The sequence below is a fragment of the Rubrivivax soli genome (assembly GCF_049810355.1).
Lineage (GTDB): Bacteria > Pseudomonadota > Gammaproteobacteria > Burkholderiales > Burkholderiaceae_C > Rubrivivax.
In genome coordinates this window covers 5,809,862-5,829,217 of sequence record NZ_CP187368.1, presented here as the reverse complement: position 1 = coordinate 5,829,217, position 19,356 = coordinate 5,809,862, and the positions used below count along the sequence as shown (strand labels likewise).

Here is a 19,356-nt window from a genome sequence, read left to right as displayed (position 1 = left end):
TCTGCGTGTGCGGCGAGTACGAGTTGCCTTGACTGCCCGCGCCCGCGTTGCCCGGAGCGATGAGCATGGGCACGGGGTAGGAGTTGGTACCAGTCACATCGCTGAACTTGGGCGTGGCGGAGGTCGAGGTGTTGACCAACGGGCCCTGGGGCTTGGTCAGATCACGCACATTCGCCGCGTTGTAGGTCAGCACCGGGTCCAGACGGCCAAACGTGTAGCTGTTGCCGACGAAGAGGATGGAAATAGGGGCGGCCGTCGCTGGCAGTGCGGCAGTGACGGCAAGAGTTAGGGCGGCGAGGCGCTTCATGGGGTTGGACTCCGAGAACCGATGTTGTGTTTGAAGCGCGATCAAGGCTGTCAGCGAAACCACGGCGGCGACTCGACTGTCGATGGCAGCCACACCGAGTCAGGCTTCAGTGCACCCCTGAAAGCGCGGAACTGGATACTGGCGAGACGATGTCACATCCTGTAACGACCGGGGTGCGCCTTGCCGATGTTGCAGGGTTCCTCCTGCCGCCTACCTGTGGGGGGCAACGGGCGCGCTGTGGCAGTCGGCTAGCGTGAAACGACCGCTTCCGGGTGTCGAATCCGGCCCAGCAGGTGTCGCCGATGGGTCGAACTCGGGCCGTCGGTGGCTGCGGTTGCAGACATTCACGCTTGCCACATTGACGGTGAGCGTCGCATGACCGGTTCCGAGCGCAGACCTACCTGTCGATGCGTCCGACTACGAATGACCGGTCTTTAAGGTCGCCGACATTGGCGCGCCGACCGCGACCGTCAGCAATCAGTCTGAACCGGAAGCAGCGCGGTCCCAACTCAGGGCCGTCTGTTCAGAGCTTCCCTGACGAACTCACCGAATGCCCTGACCTTGGCCGAGTGCTGCCTTTGCGCCGGGCTGATCAGGTGCATGGGCAGCGGCGGTGTTTGCCAGTCGGGCATCAAGGTGACCAGCTCGCCGGATGCCAACTCGGCCTCGAACAGCCAGTCCGGTGAATAGCCGATGCCGCGCCCGGCCAGCACCGCGGCGCGGATCACCTCGCTGCTGTTGGTCTGCAGGCGACCCTTCACGCGCACCGCGCGCTCGGTGCCGGGCCGCTCGCTGGCGCCCGGGCCGGCGATGAAGGTCCACTGGTCGCGCGTGGCGAGTTCGGTGTAGACAAGGCAGTCGTGTGCGGCCAGATCGTCTGGATGCCGCGGCGGCTTCGGCCCCTTGCGCTGCAGCCGGCGCACGAGGTCGCGGTGCGCCACCAATCGCCGCTGCGTGGTGCCGATGCGCTGTGCGACGAGGCTGCTGTCGGCGAGGTTGCCGACCCGCACCGCCACATCCAGCCCCTGCTCGACCAGGTCGACGAAGCCGTCGGCCAGGCGCAGGTCGATGCGCACGTCGGGGTGACGGTCGAGGAATTCGTGCACCACGGGCAGCAACTTCAGACGCCCGAACCCCACCGAGGCCGCCACCCGCAGCCAACCGCTGAGCCGCTGCTGGCCCGCGCGCAGGGCCGACTCCGCTTCGGCCACCTCGGCCACCAGGCGCCGCGCCTGCTCGAAGTAGCGCTCGCCTTCCTCCGTCAGGCCCAGCGATCGTGTCGTGCGCCCCAGCAGCCGCGCACCCAGCGCCCGCTCCAGCGCAGCCACCTGCTTGCTCACAGCGCTCTGCGTCGCGCCCATCTCGCGCGCCACGGCCGAGAAGCTGCCCGCCTCGACGACGCGAACAAAGGTCTGCATGGCGGTGAGACGGTCCATAGGCGCACTTTCAGTCCGGACTGGAATGAATGTTAGGCGCTTCGCCGGGCTACCGGAAGCTTCGGGAAGCAATCAGAGTTCGCTCCATAGCAACCCGTTCACCCCAGGAGCCCCGCATGAATGCACCCGTCGTCCTCGTCACCGGCGCCCTCACGGGCATCGGCCGCGCTACCGCGCTGGCGTTTGCCCGCCAGGGCGCGCGAATCGTCGTCAGCGGCCGGCGCGAAGAAGCCGGCGTCGCCCTGGCCGCCGAGCTGCGTGCCCTCGGGGCCCAGGCCGAGTTCCTGCGCGCCGACGTGCGCATCGAGGGCGAGGTGCGCAGCCTCGTCGAGCAGACCGTCGAGCGCTTCGGTCGCCTGGACATGGCCGTCAACAACGCCGGCACCGAAGGCCAGCTCGGGCCCATCACCGGCCAGAGCGTCGACAACTACACCGCCACCTTCGAGACCAACGTGCTCGGTACGCTGCTGGCGCTCAAGCACGAGATGCGCGTGATGCTCAAGCAGGGCTCGGGCGCCATCGTCAACCTCTCGTCGGTGGCCGGCCAGGTGGGCATTGCCGGCGCCTCGGTGTACGCCGCCAGCAAGCACGCGGTCGAGGGCCTGACCAAGAGCGCGGCGCTCGAAGGCGCCGCTGCCGGCGTGCGCGTGAACGCCGTTGCGCCTGGGCCGGTGGCCACTGAGATGCTCGACCGCTTCACCGGCGGCGACGAAGCCGCCAAGGCCGGCCTCCTGGCCTCCATCCCGGCGCGCCGGGCGGCCACGCCCGACGAGATCGCACAGACCGTCGTCTTCCTCGCCAGCGACGCGGCGCGCTACCTCACGGGGCAGAGCGTCACCGTCGATGGCGGCTACACCGCGCAGTAACTCCTGCACCACTCATCCGACTCAAGGAACACACGCCATGAACACGATCCAAGTCCCGACCCGCGACCAAGTCAGTCCCGCCAACCAGGCCCTCTTCGACCAGCTGAAGAAGGGCCTGGGCATGGTGCCCAACCTGTACGCCACGCTGGCGCTGTCCGAACACGCGCTGGGCAACTACCTGGCCTTCCAGAACACCAAGAGCAGCATCACCGGCAAGGCCCGCGAGGTGGTGAACCTGGTGGTCAGCCAGGTCAACGGCTGCCAGTACTGCCTGGCGGCGCACACCGTCATCGGCGGCATGGTGGGCTTCAAGCCCGAGCAGATCATCGAGATCCGCCGCGGCGGCGCCAGCTTCAACGCCAGGCTGGACGCGCTGACCAAGCTCGTCAAGAGCATCGCCACCGAGCGCGGCCACGCCGACCCGGCGCTGCTGCAGGCCTTCTTCGACGCCGGCTGGACGCCCGAGAACCTGGTCGACGTCATCGTCGTGATCGGCGACAAGACGGTCACCAACTACCTGCACGCCACGACGCAGGTGCCGGTGGACTTCCCTGCCGCCCCGGCCCTTTGACACCCACGGCCCCACGAGGACCAGCGATGAACACCGCCACCCTGCCCATGCCGGCCCCCGCGCCTGCCGAGACCACGCGGCTGGCCGCGGGCATCGCCGTCGGTCTGCTCGCTGCCAGCATCGGCGCGCTGTACACGGTCTACGCGCGCTGGGGCATTGCGCATGGGCTGCACGCCAGCGACCTGACGGCCCTGCGCTTCGGCGTCGCGGGCCTGCTGATGCTGCCGCTGCTGCTGCACACGCTGCGCCGGCAGCGCGAGCTGCTGCTCGACCGCTGGCGCCTGTGGCTGGCCGTGGCCACGCTGGCCGGCACGCCTTTCGGCCTTCTGATGTTCGGCGCACTGCAGTTCGCGCCTTCCAGCCATGCGGCCGTGTTCCCGTTCGCGGCCATGAGCGTGGCGGGCCTCGTGTTGTCGGCGCTGGTGCTGGGCGACCGGTTCACGCCGCGCAAGGGCCTCGGCATCGGCGTCGTGCTGGCCGGGCTGGTGCTGCTGAGCGGCGTCGACGCGGCATCGTTCAGCGGCCGGGCGCTCATGGGCGACGCGATGTTCGTCGCCGCTGGCACGCTGTGGGCGGGCTTCGGCATCCTGCTGCGCCGACATCGGCTGGACCCACTGCTGGCGACGGCCGTGATCTCGGTGTCGGCGCTGCTCACTTACGTGCCGGTGTACCTGGCCCTGGAGGGCACCGCCCGCCTGGCCGCCGCGAGCGCCACGGTGCTGTGGACCGAGGTGCTGGTGCAAGGCGCCGTCGCCGGCGCCGGCACGCTCTTCACCTACGCGACCATGGTGCGCCTGCTCGGGCCGGCGCGTGCCGCCGTCTTCCCGGCTCTGGCGCCTGGGCTGGCGGCATTGATGGCTTGGCCGGTGCTCGGCCACGTGCCCACCGGCGCCGAGACTGCAGGCCTTGTCGTCGTGATGGCGGGTCTGATCATCGCCGTCACCACCGCTTCCAGGAGAACCGCATGAACCGCATCGCCGTCGTGATCTATTCGAAGCTCGAAGGGGCTGGCAAGTCGGCCGTATACCGGGCAATGATGTTCGTCGACGAACTGCGCCGCGGCGGCGACGACGTGACACTCGTTTTCGACGGCGCTGGCACCACCGCGCTCGCCGAGATGCTCGTGCCGGGCAGTGATCTGCACCACACCTGGAGCAAGGCCGCCCCGGCGCTGCGCGGCGCCTGCCGCTACTGTGCCAAGAGCTACGGCGTGCTCGATGCGTTGGAAGCCGCGCAGGTGCCGATGCTGGGCGACGACCGCGGCCACGCCAGCCTGAGGCAGCTGTTGCTCGAAGGGCGGCAAATCATCACGTTCTGAGTGGCTGCCCTTTGGCAAGGAGCGGAACCGTGTTCCCGAACATGCCCTTCCGCGTTGGGCGGATGATGGGCGTCGCACGCGAGGCTTCGGCTTTGCTGCGGATCTGCCAACCCGCTTGTCTCGTCTGCCCATCACCCATCCGCGATCAAACCATGCGCGCTGTTGCCTCGAGGCTTGCCCCCTTCGCCTTCGCTCTCCTAGCCGCCGCCGGTCTGGCGGGCTGTGCTAGCACCGCATCCGCCCCAGCAGGGATTCAAGGCTCGGTGACGCTGCCGCTGCAGACCGCGTGGTTCGAAGGTCGAAAGGTGCGCTACGTCACCACGGACGTGTCCGACGCCGACGTCGCCCGCGCCAAGGGCGCCAACTTCGTGCCGCGCCTGCGCGACCTCGTCGTCGCCCCCGGAAACCCGCTGCGCGGCATGCCGGTTGAGCGCGTCTATTCGATAGAAGGGTATGTGCAGCCCACGGTGTTTCCCAGCGTGCCCAGTCCGGTCGGTGCAGGCAGCACCAGCCGCGCGTACAGCCCGCTGTGGCGCATGGTGAAAGTGGTGTGGCAACCCGGCCGCACACCGCGCGAACTGCGCTCGGAGGAGTCAGTGCTCGACGCCGAGGAGCGGGGCGACGTGAAACTCGTGCTCACCGAGGTGATCCTGAACTGCCCGGTGGTAGGTCTGGATGGTGAACTGTCGCTGACGGGCGCGCGGGTGGAACCGACGCCGGCTTGGCGCTGACCCTGCGCCTTGCCATGTGGGCGCTAAGCTGTTTGCGCTGCGGCCGTCCCTAGGTAGTGGGTCTGTGGCTCCACAGGTGCAGGCGTAATGTGATAAGCCCAACTCAGACCAATGACCAACTTCAACATCCAGCAAGCCATGCATATTGAAACAGCACAGACCCAAGACCGAGATGCGCTTCTTGGAATCGCAGTGCGCACCGGGCTGTTCACGCCCGAGGAGGCAGAGGGTTTGCTGGGCGGAGTGCTCGACGAGCTCGCTTCAGACAGTCTTCCACCGGGACACCAAGCCGCGGCATGTCGCCTTCGAGCCGGCGGCACCTTAATCGGGTGGACCTACTTTGCCCCAGATCAACATGCAGAAGGTGTCTGGAATCTGTGGTGGATCGGAGTGGATCCTGATCATCACGGACATGGAGCGGGCCTGCACCTGTTGCGCCACGCCGAGAAGATTGTCTCGTCAAAGGGCGGGCGGGTACTGGTTATCGAGACAAGCGACGCACCTGCACTGGCGAAGGCCCGGCGGTTCTACGAGGCACAGGGATACCGAGAATGTGGTCGGATTCCTGACTTCTACTCCGAAGGCGAATCGAAGGTCATCTTTGCCCGCCGGCCGCGCGAGGATTGAACTCGCGCTGACACCACACACAGTCAGGCCGCGTGCGTGTTCCACAGGAGTCGTCGGTCGATTGATCGCTCAGACGCCGCCTTCGCACGCACAGGCTGAACCGAAAGTGTCGAAGCGGATGCTGGAGATCGACAGACGGCTTCGCAGCGGTTGCGGTCGGTGGCGGCGGGAGCCTCGATGCACGGTGTGCGCCGCGTAGCGGTCATCCGCCCTGCGCCGATCCGCCAAATGAGGTGACCGCTCTCGTGCCTGCAGCCGACATTGAGCGCGCCGAGGCCTGTCGAGGCTGATCGAACGACCGCTTTCGCTGTCGGTGACCTGGAGGTTTGGACCCGGAGCGGTCGGCCGGATCGCCAAACTCATTGCCCGGAACGAGACGCCAGACATGGCCTTCGTGCGCAAGCAATCTGGTCGCGGATCGGTCGGTGATGCTCGCACCGCCCTGGCCCCAGCCCACAGAGTCCCAGACCTGTCCGGACAACTGCTCGCCGGCGTTAAGTGCCTCAGCCTTCAGCCCCGGCGTCCGAAGCATCTGGAACGTGGTGCAAACGGCAGCGGAGAGTACCGGCTGGCCCGGCTGGTACTGAACTGGCTGACTCGACTCCAGAGAGGGCATCTGTCTCAGACCGAAACGACGACGGCATGGCAGTTGGCGGTGTTCAGGCGCTCCGCACGATCGTAGGTATCAGCGCGTCTCGCACGACGAGCAGCTGTGCTGCCGGCCGCCGCTCTCGAGAGCGGCAAGCGCGCGCACCGCGCCGCGCCGCGCCTCAATGCAGCGTGACGACGATGGGCTCGCCGTGGGTAATGATCATCGTGTGCTCGTACTGAGCCGACAGATTTCCGCGCGCTCCGACCAGAGTCCACCCGTCAGTCTTCTCGGTCACGATCCGGCTCTTCGTGGAGAGGAATGGCTCGATGGTGATCACCATGCCTTCATGCAGGACGCGGGCATCCGACGGATCGTAGTAGCCAGGGATGTGCTCCGGCGCCTCATGAAGCGAGCGGCCGACGCCGTGACTGCCGAGGTTCTCGATGATCTTGAATCCGTAGGCCCTGGCAGTTCGCTCGATCGCAGCGCCGATGCCGTTCAGCGGCTGCCCGGCGCGGGCCTGCTTCATCGCGTGCTCCAACGCCATGCGCGTTGCGTGACACAGACGCGTCTTCTGCGGATTGGTCGGTGGCACGACATTCGTGCCACCCGTGTCGGCGAAGTAGCCACCGAGCTCAGCCGAGACATCGACGTTCAACACGTCGCCAGCTCGAATCACGCGATCACCGGGGACACCGTGAGCGGCCTCTTCGTTGACGCTGATGCATGTTGCGCCGGGAAAGTTGTAGGCAAGCTGGGGTGCTGAGCGTGCGCCGTGTCGCTCGAGCAAATTCGCGCCAAGGGCATCCAACTCATGCGTTGTCATGCCGGGCTCGGCCGAGTCGAGCATTTCATGGAGTACGTAAGAAACGATCCTGCCGATGCGCTTGAGCGCGACGACGTCATCCTGGGTCCCGATGGTCATACAACTTCCTGTGCAAAGCCCAACGCTACCCGAGAACGCGGCGCGGCCGAAGGCCCGGTGTCACCCGCATGGCGTTACCCGGGCTCACGACGACCTCAGTGGGCCGCCGGCGCTTCGCCCTGCGCCGTCGTCGCCTGCGACGGACCCTTGCGCCCGCGCGCCTGCATCGGATAGGCGCCCGGCGAAAGCTCCCTGGCCGTCAACCCCGTCTCGGCGTTGACGATGATCTCGCCGTTGCGCACCGCTTCCGCGAGTTCGGCCTTGACCTCGGCGCGGGTCTTGCCCGCCACCGCCGGTTTCGCCGGGTAGCGGGCGGGGTACATCTCGTTGAGCTTCAGTCCCGAGTGGCCGTTGCCGACGATGTCGCCCGTGCGCTGCGCCTCGGCCAGCTCGGCGCGCACCTGCGCGCGCGTCTTGCCCGGCGGGACCGGCTTCGCCGGGTACCTGCCAGGGTACATATCGTTGAGCTTCTGGCCGGTCTCGCCGTTGGCGACGATCTCCCCGGTACGGATGGCCTCGGCCAGCTCGGCCTTGACCTGCTCGCGCGTGAGGGCCCCTTGGGACAGCGCGCCGCCTGCGGCAGTGGCGAGCGCCAGCGCGAGGGCAGTCTTGCGGATCGTGGTCATGTTGCGTCCTTCATGGATGGGTGAATAGCGGATCTACAGACCCGGTTTGCGTCAGTGGCCTGTGATGTCCACTGTGTTGCTCAACACCGCAAGGCGCGTCAGGGGATGGGCCAAGCTCGTTGCTGGCCTTTGGGCCGAGATCGCGCCTGTGCCATGGGCAGGCTGTGCGATCGGGCGCGGCAACTACTGTTGATCAGGCGATGTTGCTGTCGCCTTCGACATTCGAGGATCAACGCCATGCACACCGATCGGCCCCTTGTCACCAAAGGCGCGCGGTTCGAACTGCGCTACCGCGGCCTGTTCAACCCGGGTCGCGGCTACACCTTCCCGTGCGATGCCCAGGGTCGCGTCGAACTGGATCGACTCAGCGAAAGCGCGCGCGTCAACTACCTGTTCGCGCGCGCAACGGTGGGCATCGAACTCGCGGCACCGGTGGTGCTCGTGGTTCAGTGAGCAGTGATGGTCGTGGATGTCTCAGCGGGCCTGGCCACTGCTGGCAACGGGTCACGGATCGTTCCGCCGCTCGCCGAAGCGGCTTCGCACGACAGGCGCTTCATCACACTGCTCAATGGCTTTCGAAGCAGCGGCGGCCTGCACAGGCTTGCGATGACGCAGGCCATCCGCCGGCATGCTTGGAGCGCCGAGGTCATCGACGCCTTGCCCGCGCGCGTCGCCGGGCGCGGGGTGCTCGGCATCACGTGGAATCACGAAACCTGGGTACCGGACTTCCAATTCGATGGGCGCGGCACGACCAAACAGCCGGTTGCGGCGGTCCTTCTCGAACTGGTGCCGAGCCACGATCCCTGGGACCTCGCGACCTGGTGGGTCGCCCCTTCCACCTGGTTGCAGCACGCTCGCCCGATCGACCTGCTCGAGATGGCTCCAGATCGGGTGTTCGCCGCAGCGCGCGCAGACCGATACATCGCACGCGGGGGCTGACCGTCTCACGAAGCAACACCGCCGTGACGCGCAGAGCGGATCGCGCCATGCTCCTCACGGCCCACATTCACTGTTGTTGATCAGGCGCTACGCCAGAACGATTCGCTGCGCTCTTTCGATGTTCGCGGCCAGTTCTTCGCGCGTTTGGTGTTGCAGCGCCCTCCAGGCCGGCTGCCCAGGGGCCGTGCGCCAGGACTCGCTGAGGGGGCTGTTGTCGACCGTGTCGAAGCCGAACTGGTCGAACAGGCGGGTGACCAGTTCAACCGCCTCCGGATAGTTGCTGGAGGTCGGCAGGGCCAGTCGACGTGGGTCATGTGCCGGCGAGCCGGCGGTCGTGATCCGAGGAGCCTGGATGTGGGTGAAGGCCTGCACCACCTTGGAGGCGGGAAGTTGCTGCTGGCGCAGCTCAAGTACCGTCTGCTGACCAGAGTCGATCGTCGGGTAATGGCCGTCGCGCCAGATCATGTAGTTGTTGGTGTCGAGGACGATCTTGCCCGCGAGTTCCTCGACCGGCATGTCGTTGACCAGTTTGAGCGGTACCGCGATGACGACGAACTCGCCGGCAGCCCCGGCGTCTGCAGCCGTCGCCGCGCGCGCGGAGGGGCCCAGGTCGGCAACGAGCGCCCTCAGCGTCTCGGGCCCGCGTGAGTTGGCGACGACGACCTTGTAGCCCGCCCTGATCGCAGCGCGCGCGATCTGGCTGCCGATCTCACCCGCGCCGATGATGCCGATGTTCGTCACGCCGCTCTCACCAGTTCTTCACTCTTCGCCCAGAGCTGCCTGGCGCGTCCGGCGTCGAGCGCATAGGACCTGACGCCGTCTGCGAACGGGTTCGGCACGTCGTTGACCGGCGCCACCGCGCAGTCTTCGAGGTAGCGGCCGCCGATCTCCTCACCGTCGGCCACGACGGCTGCCCAGACCGAGGTCGCCGCGGCCTGCTCTACATCCTTCAGCTCGCCGGGTGGCAGCCCCGCGTCGGCGCGAGCCTTTCCAACGGTCTCGAACAGGCCCTGCAACTGCTCTGCCGAAAAGTTGCGCGGCAGTTCGGTCAGGCTGTTTCCTGGCATCACCGCAGCGGCCCGGATGCCACGATGCCGATGGCGCCTGTCGAACTCCACGGCAGTCAAGGTCTCGGCCGTCTTGGATCGGCCGTAGGCGACGAACGGGTCGTAGGCCTGCTGCGCGAAGTTCGGGTCGTCGAGATCCACGTCAGCGACCCGATGCGCTTGAGACGACAACATCACCAGACGTCCGCCGTCGGAGAGCAGCGGCTCGACGAGATTGAGCCAGGCGAAGTGGCCCAGATGGTTCGTTGCGAACTGGACTTCGAAGCCATCGACCGTTCGACCGAAGGGCGTCGCCATCACGCCCGCGTTGGCGATGATCGCCTCGAACAAGCCGCCGTCGGCAAGCAGCTCATGGGCGCTGGCGCGCACGCTGCTCAGCGATGCCAGATCGAGTTCACGCAATTCGAAGCTGCCGCCAGACGCTGCGGCGGCACTCTGCACCGATGCGCTGGCTGCCTTGCCCTTGGCGAGGTCCCTCACCATGCCCACGACACGCGCACCTCGGGCCACGAGTGAACGCGCGGTTTCGACGCCGATGCCCGCGGAGGTGCCCGTGACGAGGAAGCGCTTCCCCTTCAGGTCAAATCCTGCCAGCACGTCGTCGGCGGTCGATCTCGAATCAAATTGCTTGCTCATTCCTCGGTCCTGTGGACGCTGCATGTCGAATGGATCGGTTGCTGACTCGCCATGCTCAGATGGTCAGGCCGCCGGACACGTCGATCACGCCGCCGGTCATGTAGGCCCCGCTCGGGCCGGCCAGGAAGCAGACCAGTGCAGACACTTCCTCGAGCGTTGCGATGCGGCGAATCGTGTGCAGGTTCAAGAGCGCCTCTGGAACAGCACTGCCAAGAGCCTCGGCGGCCATATCGGTCGGCATGATGCCCGGCTGCACCACGTTCACGGTGATGGCTCGGCCGCCCAAGTCCCGTGCCACGCCTTTCGCGTAGCCGACAAGGGCCGCCTTGCTGCCTGCGTAGTCGGCGACTCCGGCAAACGGAACGTGGGTACCCAACAGCGAGCCGATGAAGATGATGCGACCACCGTCGGACAGGACGGGCGCTGCGGCGCGCGTCGTGGCCACCGCACCCATGACGTTGATCTGCCACTGACGGTCGAGATTGACCGTGTCGAGCGCCGGATCGTCCACCGTCTTGCCTTGCACGGCAATGGCTGCGTTGTTGACCAGGATGTCAAGCCGACCGAAGTGCGCGAGCACCTGGCCGACCATGTGCTTGGCTGCCGCCGTGTCCGCCTGATCACTTTGAATGGCCAGCGCCCGGACACCCTTGGCCTTCACCTGCTCGAGCACGGCCTGCGCCTTTGCGGCGGAGGCGAGGTAGGTGATCGCGATGTCGGCACCGAGCTCGGCCAACTGCCCGGCCGTCGCGGCGCCAAGTCCGCGCGAACCGCCGGTGATGAGTGCGACCTTGCCCTTCAAAGGAGACGGCATCATGAACTCCAGAAAGTGAGAACCGGATGGCTGGATTCCCGCGTTCGACAGACGCTGGAACCTCGGAGCCAACTTGTGACACCGTCAGTTTGGAACGCGTGGCGCATCGCCGCAGCGCGACGAAGGCAGGAACTGTTCTAGACCGTTGGGACTACTTCGACGCCTCTCCGCTTGGCGTTGTCGCGAGCTGCAAGCAGCTGGGCCGTCACCACGCTCTGCCGAACTCCGCCTCGACGTCCACCAGCGTACGTGCAACGACATCCTCGTCAGCTGCGCAGTCCTTCTTGGGCACGCTGCACATCCAAGGTGTCGAAGCCTTCCGTGCAGCGCTCCAACACGCCAGCGAGCAACGCCTCGGCATCGCCTCGCCGATCCTGTCTCGACCAGCATCGGGCCAGGCTCGTAGCCGCCCGCAGCTCCCAAGAGAGCGCCTTGGACGATCGAGCCAGATCCAGAGCGCGGACGAACCAAGGCTCCGCTTCTTCCTGCGCCGAGCCTTGGCGCAGCAGCTTCTCGCCGTGCGCTCGGAGCACCTCCGGCGCGCACCAGGGGCACTGGCCCGTCTCGGTGCGGAGCAGGGCCTCGCCGTCGAGCAGTTCGTCACTGACCGTCGCCATCAGTTCGATCTGAAGCAGACCGCAAACCGGATTGCGCCAATCAGGTGCGACCACACCCTCCGCACCATAGCCCTGAACATCCTTGAAAGTCTGACCCCAGGCTTTCCAGAGGCCCAGGCGCCGGTCCGCCGACACGTCGATCAGTGCGTCGGCCTGTCGGCCCAGCTCTACCCAGCGCCCACACCACAACAAGACCGTGCATTGGCAGAACAGGGCGAAGCACAATGACAAGGCATGCTGTACCGACCTTGCGGACTGGACCGCCTTCGCAGCCACCGTGAGCGCCTGCGAAGGAAAACCTCCAACCCACAAGGCTTGTGACAGGGCTGCGTTGATGGCCGCGTCGGGATCGAGCTGATATCGGCCAAGGGCGCCGCGATGGTCGATCTGGCGGATGAGGCTCAGCGCGACATTCGCCTCCCGCCGCGACGACTCCTGCTCACCCATGAGGTGCATCGACCACTGCAGCATGCGCCTGCCCAAGATCGCTGCCTCGGCTTCGGTACCGGGGGGCGTCACGGCTGCGTACTCCCGCGCCAACTCAAGCGCCTCGGCATAGGCGCCGGATCCATTGCGCTCCTGCCACAGCCCCCACAGGGACAAACGCTCGAAGTCGCGGTCGCCCAGTCGGCGGGCGAGGTCGTAGGCTTGTCTGGCTGCCCGGGCCATGTCGGGGCCCGGCCCCCGCGTGTACCAGTAGCACAGGACGAGCGCGTACCACAGGCGCATCAAGTTCGCCCCAGACTGCTCGGCCAGATCGCCCGCTTTGTCGAGCGCCTCCTCGGCCCGCGTCCGGTACTCGTCCATCAACGAGCGCTGGTACCAGACCGAGGCGGTGGCCCCCAGCAACCTCAGGCTCAGGTCCGGATCACGCAGGACGCAGAAACTTGCCTGCACCGCGCGTTGGACGTCGTCCATCCACCGTGCACGCCCCGCATCCCATGCGGCGCCATAGAGCGGCGAGTCGGCTTCCAGGCGTTCGAAGACGCTGCACACGTGATGCGCATGACGGCGGGACGCCGCCACCAGTTCACCCGCGTCGTTGAGCTTTTCGAGGGCATAGGCACGGGTCGTCTCGAGCAGGCGATACCGTGTCATGTCGCCAGCCGTGTCGACCGTCAACAAGGACTTCAGCATCAACTCGTCGAGCGAGTCGCACGGGTCGGCCAAGACGTCGTCCTCGCAGACTGCAACCGCAGAGTCGAAGGAGAACGATCCCGCGAAGATCGACAGGCGCCTTAGTACCGCCCTCTGCTGTTCGGACAGCAGCTCGTAACTCCAATCAAGGGCTGCGCGCAGCGTCTGCTGCCGTGGCAGCGCCGTTCGCAGCCCCTTCGTAAGGAGGGCGAAGCGGTCCTCCAGCCGCTCGGACAGGCCGCGGAGACCCAACTGTGCGACCCGACCCGCAGCAAGCTCAAGCGCCAGCGGGATGCCGTCGAGGCGCCAGCAGATCTCGGTGACGTAAGGCACATCTTCATCGGTGAAGGCAAACCCCGCACCGTTCGCGGCGACACGCCGGGTGAAGAGCTGGACCGCGGCAAACGCGCTGGCCTGCTGTGCCGTCAGTAGTCCCGAAGCGGGCGGAAGTTCCAACGAAGGTAGCCGGATGACCCACTCACCCGTCGCGCGCAGCGGTTCGCGACTGGTCGCCAGAACATGCACGCCCGGTGCCGCAGCCAGGACGACTTCGACCAGTTTGGCGGCGGCCTGCACGACATGCTCGCAGTTGTCGAGCACGATCAAGAGCTGCCGGTCCGCCAGCAGCGCACCCAGGTCGCGCTCGTCCGACACGGGCTGCGATGGATCGACGGCATGGGCCCACACGTTCGCAAGCTGACGCGCATCGGTCAGTGGCGCGAGATCGACGAAGCGCGCGCCGTCCCGATAGCGCGGCGCCAGTTGCGCACCCGCGGCGAGCGCAACTGTCGTCTTGCCGACGCCACCTGCACCGACGACGCTCACGAGCCGGTGCTCTGCGACGATGCGGCCCACGTCGCGGATCGCATCGTCGCGGCCGACCACGTTGACCAGCAATGGTGGGAGGAAGCTGAGCCCCTCGACCCGCTTCGACCACGCCTCGGTAAGGCCGGCGGACGCCACAGGCGAGACGTTCCCGACGAACGAGTAGCCGCGACCCGGGACGTTGACGATGTAGCGCCGAGCGTCCCCGTCGTCGCCCAGCGCTCGCCGCAGCGCCGCGACGTGGACTCGCAGACTGCCTTCGTCGACGACCACCTTCTTCCACACGCCGGCCATCAGTTCGTCTCGGCCGACGACCTTGCCTGCGGCTTCAACCAGGACGATCAGAAGGTCCAAGGCGCGACCGCCCACGCGTACCGGCGCCTCTCCGTCGAGCAGCAAGCGCTGCGTCGGCAGAAGCGTGAAGGCTCCGAATTGCCAGGCTTGCGGCTGTGCCACGCGTACACCCCAAATCGCGAACACGATCCGGTAGTGTCCGACCCCGCGCGCCTGAGTCGGATGACCACGACGTTTGCATGGTCAGAGTCACGGTCCTCTTGTAGAAATGGGCGTCTTCGCACGAGCCAGATTGGTGCGCTGGCAGAGTCACGAAGACTCGCAGGCAGCGCCGCCAGAGCTGCGCTTCGCTGCCGCATCACGGAAGCCACCTGACCGAGACTGAGTTGATGACGGACCAAGGCCGTTCACGTCGATGGTGATGTACTGCTCTTCGGCTCGCCCGGCTGGGACTGCGGCCGACCGCAGCGGCGAATCGGGGCCGAGCAGGCCACGTTGGGCAGCAATCACAGTCGCCTGCGTACGGCTGCGCGCACCCAGCTTGTCGAGGATCGTCCGGGCGTGTGCCTTCACCGTACCCAGCGCGATGTTCAGATGCGACGCAATCAGCTTGTTCGACATGCCGCTGGCGATCAAGCGGAGGATCTGGCTCTCGCGCATCGTCAACGGCGTGCGTGTGAGGCTCTTCGCCACCAGCGCTGCGGCAACTTCGCAGAGGTAAGGCGAGCCGCGGCCCACCGCGCGCACGGCTTGCACCAGTTCGTTCGCTCCGCAGTTGCTCAGCAGATAGCCGCCGATGCCGGCCTGCAGCGCCGTGCGCACGTCGGCCTCGCTGTCGCGCGAGGTGATGACGATGATGCCGGGCGCCTGTCGAACCGCCGCTGAGCGCAGCCTGCCGTGGCGCGCCCACGCCATTCCACTGTCGTAGTCGCAGATCACGACTTCGGCGTCTGGGAAAGAAGAGCTGTCACCGGCCTTGACGACCTCGACGCCGGGAGCTTCCATCAACGCGGCATGGATGCCTGCGGCCATCAGCGGATCGCCATGACGCGCGAGGACACGAAGGGGTTGGAAGAGCGTGGTCATGGCCACCCCCGTCGGTGTCTGTCGCTTTTGGGGAGCTCCCGGGCGAGGTTGCAAAGGGTTCGAACAGTTCGGTACACGTCGTCTCTCCTGTCAACCCACAGCGAATCGAGTCGCCGATGTGTCGTAGGGCCGCCATGGCACCTACGGATCGACATGAATCTAGCGACGCACTTCAGCCAAGTCCTCAAGCGCTGTCAAAGCCGGTTAACCGTGTTCGGTCGTGGCGGCAACCGGATGTGACACCGCTCCGCCCCTGCACCAACTTGATGCAAGGCGATGGCAACGCCGATCGCTGACGACGCCTCGGTAGCCGAGCCGGTCAGAGCTCAGGTCGGACGTGTACCCGCTGCATTCAGAACTTGCCGGGCCAGGCGCTCGATCTCAGCGTCGCTCATGAGCTCGCCGACCGAGAGCGCTTCCCTAAAGGCGGCATCGCCAAGCTGAGCGTGGGCCAGCCGCTGTGCACTCGCCCGTGCGGTGGCCTCGTTGCCCTGTAGCTGAAGGCCAGTGGCGACCACGCGCGCGTTGACATAGCCGATGAAGCGGCCGGCCGCAGCGCCTTCCCCGCCGGCAGCGGCATAGGACGACAAGTGGACCGACACCAAGGTGCGGTGATCAAACTGACGAAACGCCAGCGGAAGCAGTTCGATTAGCGCACGTCGCGCTTTCTCGTGCGAGCGTTGCGCGAGGCAGGCGCCCGCCAGATTCAACAGACCATAGGCGTAGAGATCGCGTCGTCGAGTGGACTTCAACTCTTCGACAAGCGCCTCGCCTTGACGCACGGCGTCGTCAATGTCACCCGCGAGCAGAGTCAGGTCCGCGATCGCAACCGCCGAACGCCAAGCCGCAGCGCCATAGCCCGCGGAGTGGCCGAAGGATTGAGCCCGTCTGTATGCCTTCAGTGCACCAGCCGGGTCACCGCCCGTGTGGAGGAAGTTGGCGCGCGACCAAGCGGCCCAGTGGCGCATGATCGGCGGCGAGGTTTCGGTTGTGCAGGCTTCCATCTCGCGCAACTCCTGCGGCTCGGTGGCCGCGTCTTGATTCAGCCGCGAGGCCACGGCGCCATGGAGCGCGAAGAACAGCTCCCAGTCAGGGCCGTGCTCGCGAAAGAACGGAATCGCCAGTTGCGCATTGGCAACCGCCCTCGCCGGATGCAACCTCCCCCAGAACGCGGCCGAGCCCGTCAGCCAGCGAGCCCGAGTGCGGGGATCGACATCGCTGTTCAACAATGACTCGGTGATTTCCCAGAGATCACGCGAGTCGGCAAAGTGATCGCCGGGCCGCGCCCTGTGAAACGGGTGCATCAGAGCCACTGCCGCTTGCGGCCGCGTCGCCAGCGCCCATCGCATCGCGCTGCGCGCGTTATCGATGTCTGGCTCCAGCGATGCCCCCACCAGATCAAACGGACGGCGACCGCTGTACCGATCTTCGTACCCGCGGCTGAACCGGTTCAGCACAGCGTCAAGGTGGCGGTTGTTGACAAGAGTGGTCTCACCAGCCGCGTCCAGTCGCTCGAGCGCCAGCGCACGAGTGGACTCCAGCAGGCGATAACGCGGGGGTTCTCCCCACAACGCCACGACCAGCGAGCGCTCCACGAGGCTGCCCAGCACGTCCAGCACGGCCCATTCCTCAACCCCGTTGTCCGGGTCCACCGCCACCTGCTGCGCCATGTCGAGTGGAAAGCTCCCGGCGAAGACGCTCAAACGGCGCAGCACCCCGAGCTCGGCGGCATCCAGCAAGGACATGCTCCACTCCAGTGCTGCCCGCAGTGTGCGGTGCCGAAGCGGCGCCTGACGGCGCATGCCAGCCAGCAGGCGCAGCCGCTCGCCCAGCCCTTGCACGATGCCAGCGACGCCCAACACCGGCACGCGGGCCGCCGCGAGCTCGATGGCCAGCGGCAATCCGTCCAGGCGACGGCAGATCTCGATAACGCCCGACACGTTGCCATCGTCGAGCACGAAGTCTCGCTGCCGCGCCCGCGAGCGCCTGACGAAGAGCTCGACAGAGGCCAGGCCCTCGGCCTCGCTGGCCGTCATGGTGGGATCGGGAAGCTCCAAAGGCTCCAGTCGTAGGACGTTCTCATGCGCCAGATTCAGCGGCACCTGGCTGGTGACGAGCAGCCGCACGCCCGGAGCCGCGACCACGATCGCAGTAACCAGGCGCGCCACTTCATCGACAACATGCTCGGCGTTATCCAGGCCGATCAACATGACCAGAGGCGCCAGCGCGACGGTCAGGGCTTGTTCCGCGCCGCCACTGCCGAGCTGAAGGCCCAGCGCCCGCGCCATGGTTTCGGCGACCTGCGCTCCGCCGGAGACCCCTGCAAGCTCCACCCACGCCACACCGTCCGGATGATCGCCACGCTGTGCGTGCAAGAGTTGCTGTGCCAGTTGCGACTTGCCGACGCCACCCGCACCGGTCACGGTGACCAGGCGGTTCCGACTGACCAACGTCGCCAGCAACGCCTTGTCTGCCGCACGCCCCACCAATGGCTCGAACACCGGAGGCAAGTTGGTCGCGCGGGCCCCGTCGGATTGAGGGGCTGGCGGAGCGCTCGGCCCCCCGCCCGCTGGCTGCCCGGCCACGAAGTGATAACCCCTGCCGGGAACCGTGACGATGCTGTCGCGGCCCAACAGTCCGCGCAGCGCACTCACCTGAACGACCAGGTTGTGCTCGATCACCGCCTCGCCCGGCCAGACCTTGTCGAGCAACTCTTCTTTCGTCACCAGGCGGTGCTGGTTCTCCAGAAGAACCGTCAACACATCGAAGGCGCGCGAGCCCAGCGGAACTGGGCGCTTGTCCAACAGGACCTGGCGTTGGCCTGGACGCACCTCCACGTTGCCGAAGATGTAGCCTTTCACAGGTTCGGAGACGAAGGCGGGTGAATGAACCTGCCTTTCGTGTGCGGCTGTGGTTCCAGCTCCGGTGGGCATCAAAGTCCTTGCTCGTCGAGTCACAAGCAATCTAAGCCCGGCTGGCGCACCGGGCGTCGCAAGGACCGTTAATCGTTGTTAAGGCTGGCCCTGAGTGGCTGCCTTCACGGATCGCAGCCAACCGACCATCGTCCAAGAGGCATGGAACACATCCGCACCGAGATCGACATTGCCGCTTCGCCCGCCGCCGTGTGGCACGTCCTGACGGACTTCCCGGCGTACCCGGCATGGAACCCTTTCGTGCGGTCCATCCGTGGGTCGCAAGCACCAGGGTCCCCGCTGCACGTCACGGTGCAGCCGGAGGGAGGCAAGCCCATGTCGTTCAAGCCCCGGCTGCTGATCTTCGAGCCGGGCAAAGAGCTTCGCTGGAAAGGCCGGTTGCTCGCACCGGGCATCTTCGACGGTGAGCACTACTTTGCGCTGAGCGAACCTTCGCCCGGAACGGTCCACTTCGTCCACGGCGAGGTCTTCAGAGGTCTGCTGGTGCCCTTGGTCTTCCGCGGCGCCATGCGGGCGGGAACCGAGCGCGGGTTCGCGGCCATGAACCGAGCGCTCCAGGCGCGCGCCGAGGCGCAGGCCTGACTGCCAACCCCGTCATTCAGCCGGCAGCTTCGCGACCACCTTGATCTCGAAATCGAATCCGTACAGCCAGGTCACGCCGATGCCGGTCAGCGTGGGGTGCGGTGCGGAGCCCCAGTACTCGCCGACGATCGGCCAAACCTTCTCGAAGGTCTGCGCCGGGTCGACGAGGAACACGGTCACGTCGATCACATCGTCGAAGCTGCAGCCGGCGGCCGCGAGGATCGCATTGAGGTTGTCGAAGGCAAGGCGGACCTGCCCCTCCAGCGTTGGCTCGGGCGAGCCGTCCTCGCGGCTGCCGACCTGGCCGGACACGAACAGGAAGCCGTTGGACCGGATCGCTGGCGAATATCGGTTCTTGTCGTACAGCGCCTGGCGGCCGAGAGGGAAGACGACGTCACGCTGAGTCATCGAAGTTCTCCTTGAAGGG

At 66.6% G+C, this 19,356-nt stretch carries 19 protein-coding genes; 9 read left to right on the top strand and 10 right to left on the bottom strand.

All coding sequences use genetic code 11. The features are described 5' to 3' along the window. Nucleotides 1-816: 816 nt before the first annotated feature. A complete protein-coding gene (locus tag ACPOLB_RS26805) occupies nt 817-1,815 on the bottom strand; it encodes a LysR family transcriptional regulator (RefSeq protein WP_425259123.1) in 999 nt (332 codons plus the stop codon). A 44-nt stretch (nt 1,816-1,859) separates the two neighbouring features. Here ACPOLB_RS26805 and ACPOLB_RS26800 point away from each other — a divergent pair, with 44 nt between their 5' ends. The 6 genes from ACPOLB_RS26800 to ACPOLB_RS26775 all read left to right on the top strand — a co-directional run bounded on the left by ACPOLB_RS26800 (nt 1,860) and on the right by ACPOLB_RS26775 (nt 5,856). After that, complete coding sequence (locus ACPOLB_RS26800; RefSeq protein WP_425259122.1) at nt 1,860-2,609, top strand: glucose 1-dehydrogenase; 750 nt, start codon at nt 1,860-1,862, stop codon at nt 2,607-2,609. Nucleotides 2,610-2,646: 37 nt separating this feature from the next. Beyond that, nucleotides 2,647-3,180, top strand: coding sequence for a carboxymuconolactone decarboxylase family protein (locus ACPOLB_RS26795; RefSeq protein ID WP_425259121.1), 534 nt, complete (start codon nt 2,647-2,649; stop codon nt 3,178-3,180). A gap of 26 nt (nt 3,181-3,206) precedes the next feature. Further along, nucleotides 3,207-4,148 carry a DMT family transporter gene (locus ACPOLB_RS26790; RefSeq protein ID WP_425259120.1) on the top strand — a complete coding sequence of 314 codons (942 nt, stop codon included), beginning with the start codon at nt 3,207-3,209 and terminating at the stop codon, nt 4,146-4,148. After that, nucleotides 4,145-4,498, top strand: coding sequence for a hypothetical protein (locus tag ACPOLB_RS26785; protein WP_425259119.1), 354 nt, complete (start codon nt 4,145-4,147; stop codon nt 4,496-4,498). The genes ACPOLB_RS26790 and ACPOLB_RS26785 overlap by 4 nt, the downstream gene beginning before the upstream one ends. 263 nt (nt 4,499-4,761) lie before the next feature. Beyond that, nucleotides 4,762-5,229, top strand: coding sequence for a DUF7482 domain-containing protein (locus ACPOLB_RS26780; protein WP_425259118.1), 468 nt, complete (start codon nt 4,762-4,764; stop codon nt 5,227-5,229). Between the two features lie 111 nt (nt 5,230-5,340). Further along, complete coding sequence (locus ACPOLB_RS26775) at nt 5,341-5,856, top strand: GNAT family N-acetyltransferase (RefSeq protein WP_425259117.1); 516 nt, start codon at nt 5,341-5,343, stop codon at nt 5,854-5,856. A 770-nt stretch (nt 5,857-6,626) separates the two neighbouring features. Here the strand turns inward: ACPOLB_RS26775 and map are convergent. Next, nucleotides 6,627-7,373, bottom strand: a complete 747-nt coding sequence (gene map, locus ACPOLB_RS26770) for a type I methionyl aminopeptidase (protein ID WP_425259116.1) — start codon at nt 7,371-7,373, stop codon at nt 6,627-6,629. Between the two features lie 95 nt (nt 7,374-7,468). Then, complete coding sequence (locus ACPOLB_RS26765) at nt 7,469-7,999, bottom strand: DUF4148 domain-containing protein (RefSeq protein WP_425259115.1); 531 nt, start codon at nt 7,997-7,999, stop codon at nt 7,469-7,471. Nucleotides 8,000-8,236: 237 nt separating this feature from the next. Between ACPOLB_RS26765 and ACPOLB_RS26760 the strand changes: the two genes are divergently transcribed. Continuing rightward, nucleotides 8,237-8,452 carry a hypothetical protein gene (locus tag ACPOLB_RS26760; protein WP_425259114.1) on the top strand — a complete coding sequence of 72 codons (216 nt, stop codon included), beginning with the start codon at nt 8,237-8,239 and terminating at the stop codon, nt 8,450-8,452. 6 nt (nt 8,453-8,458) lie between these two features. Continuing rightward, nucleotides 8,459-8,938 (top strand): hypothetical protein, encoded by a 480-nt coding sequence (locus ACPOLB_RS26755; protein ID WP_425259113.1) that lies wholly within the window; start codon nt 8,459-8,461, stop codon nt 8,936-8,938. Nucleotides 8,939-9,025: 87 nt separating this feature from the next. Here the strand turns inward: ACPOLB_RS26755 and ACPOLB_RS26750 are convergent, their stop codons facing one another. The 6 genes from ACPOLB_RS26750 to ACPOLB_RS26725 form a co-directional block, all read right to left on the bottom strand. Next, nucleotides 9,026-9,679: an NADPH-dependent F420 reductase gene (locus tag ACPOLB_RS26750; RefSeq protein ID WP_425259112.1), complete on the bottom strand. Its 654-nt coding sequence runs from the start codon at nt 9,677-9,679 to the stop codon at nt 9,026-9,028. Next, on the bottom strand, nt 9,676-10,641 hold the full coding sequence (locus ACPOLB_RS26745) for an SDR family NAD(P)-dependent oxidoreductase (protein ID WP_425259110.1): 966 nt from the start codon (nt 10,639-10,641) through the stop codon (nt 9,676-9,678). Before ACPOLB_RS26745 ends, ACPOLB_RS26750 begins: the two co-directional genes overlap by 4 nt. 55 nt (nt 10,642-10,696) lie before the next feature. Further along, on the bottom strand, nt 10,697-11,458 hold the full coding sequence (locus ACPOLB_RS26740; RefSeq protein ID WP_425259109.1) for an SDR family NAD(P)-dependent oxidoreductase: 762 nt from the start codon (nt 11,456-11,458) through the stop codon (nt 10,697-10,699). Nucleotides 11,459-11,721: 263 nt separating this feature from the next. After that, nucleotides 11,722-14,490 carry an ATP-binding protein gene (locus tag ACPOLB_RS26735; protein ID WP_425259108.1) on the bottom strand — a complete coding sequence of 923 codons (2,769 nt, stop codon included), beginning with the start codon at nt 14,488-14,490 and terminating at the stop codon, nt 11,722-11,724. A 147-nt stretch (nt 14,491-14,637) separates the two neighbouring features. Beyond that, nucleotides 14,638-15,414: a LuxR C-terminal-related transcriptional regulator gene (locus ACPOLB_RS26730; protein WP_425259107.1), complete on the bottom strand. Its 777-nt coding sequence runs from the start codon at nt 15,412-15,414 to the stop codon at nt 14,638-14,640. A 326-nt stretch (nt 15,415-15,740) separates the two neighbouring features. Further along, nucleotides 15,741-18,275, bottom strand: a complete 2,535-nt coding sequence (locus tag ACPOLB_RS26725) for a winged helix-turn-helix domain-containing protein (RefSeq protein ID WP_425259106.1) — start codon at nt 18,273-18,275, stop codon at nt 15,741-15,743. Between the two features lie 213 nt (nt 18,276-18,488). On the opposite strand from ACPOLB_RS26725, the gene ACPOLB_RS26720 reads away from it, so the two are divergent. Further along, nucleotides 18,489-18,929, top strand: a complete 441-nt coding sequence (locus tag ACPOLB_RS26720; RefSeq protein WP_425259105.1) for an SRPBCC family protein — start codon at nt 18,489-18,491, stop codon at nt 18,927-18,929. Between the two features lie 12 nt (nt 18,930-18,941). On the opposite strand, the gene ACPOLB_RS26715 is transcribed toward ACPOLB_RS26720, so the two are convergent. Beyond that, nucleotides 18,942-19,337 carry a RidA family protein gene (locus ACPOLB_RS26715; protein WP_425259104.1) on the bottom strand — a complete coding sequence of 132 codons (396 nt, stop codon included), beginning with the start codon at nt 19,335-19,337 and terminating at the stop codon, nt 18,942-18,944. Nucleotides 19,338-19,356: the final 19 nt, after the last annotated feature.

What these genes read in the sequence shown, in the direction of transcription:
- ACPOLB_RS26800 (WP_425259122.1), top strand. Translation starts at nt 1,860, where the DNA reads ATGAATGCACCCGTCGTCCTCGTCACCGGCGCCCTCACGGGCATCGGC.
- ACPOLB_RS26795 (WP_425259121.1), top strand. Translation starts at nt 2,647, where the DNA reads ATGAACACGATCCAAGTCCCGACCCGCGACCAAGTCAGTCCCGCCAAC.
- ACPOLB_RS26790 (WP_425259120.1), top strand. Translation starts at nt 3,207, where the DNA reads ATGAACACCGCCACCCTGCCCATGCCGGCCCCCGCGCCTGCCGAGACC.
- ACPOLB_RS26785 (WP_425259119.1), top strand. Translation starts at nt 4,145, where the DNA reads ATGAACCGCATCGCCGTCGTGATCTATTCGAAGCTCGAAGGGGCTGGC.
- ACPOLB_RS26775 (WP_425259117.1), top strand. Translation starts at nt 5,341, where the DNA reads ATGACCAACTTCAACATCCAGCAAGCCATGCATATTGAAACAGCACAG.
- map (WP_425259116.1), bottom strand. Translation starts at nt 7,373, where the DNA reads ATGACCATCGGGACCCAGGATGACGTCGTCGCGCTCAAGCGCATCGGC.
- ACPOLB_RS26765 (WP_425259115.1), bottom strand. Translation starts at nt 7,999, where the DNA reads ATGACCACGATCCGCAAGACTGCCCTCGCGCTGGCGCTCGCCACTGCC.
- ACPOLB_RS26760 (WP_425259114.1), top strand. Translation starts at nt 8,237, where the DNA reads ATGCACACCGATCGGCCCCTTGTCACCAAAGGCGCGCGGTTCGAACTG.
- ACPOLB_RS26755 (WP_425259113.1), top strand. Translation starts at nt 8,459, where the DNA reads ATGGTCGTGGATGTCTCAGCGGGCCTGGCCACTGCTGGCAACGGGTCA.
- ACPOLB_RS26745 (WP_425259110.1), bottom strand. Translation starts at nt 10,641, where the DNA reads ATGAGCAAGCAATTTGATTCGAGATCGACCGCCGACGACGTGCTGGCA.
- ACPOLB_RS26740 (WP_425259109.1), bottom strand. Translation starts at nt 11,458, where the DNA reads ATGATGCCGTCTCCTTTGAAGGGCAAGGTCGCACTCATCACCGGCGGT.
- ACPOLB_RS26730 (WP_425259107.1), bottom strand. Translation starts at nt 15,414, where the DNA reads ATGACCACGCTCTTCCAACCCCTTCGTGTCCTCGCGCGTCATGGCGAT.
- ACPOLB_RS26720 (WP_425259105.1), top strand. Translation starts at nt 18,489, where the DNA reads ATGGAACACATCCGCACCGAGATCGACATTGCCGCTTCGCCCGCCGCC.
- ACPOLB_RS26715 (WP_425259104.1), bottom strand. Translation starts at nt 19,337, where the DNA reads ATGACTCAGCGTGACGTCGTCTTCCCTCTCGGCCGCCAGGCGCTGTAC.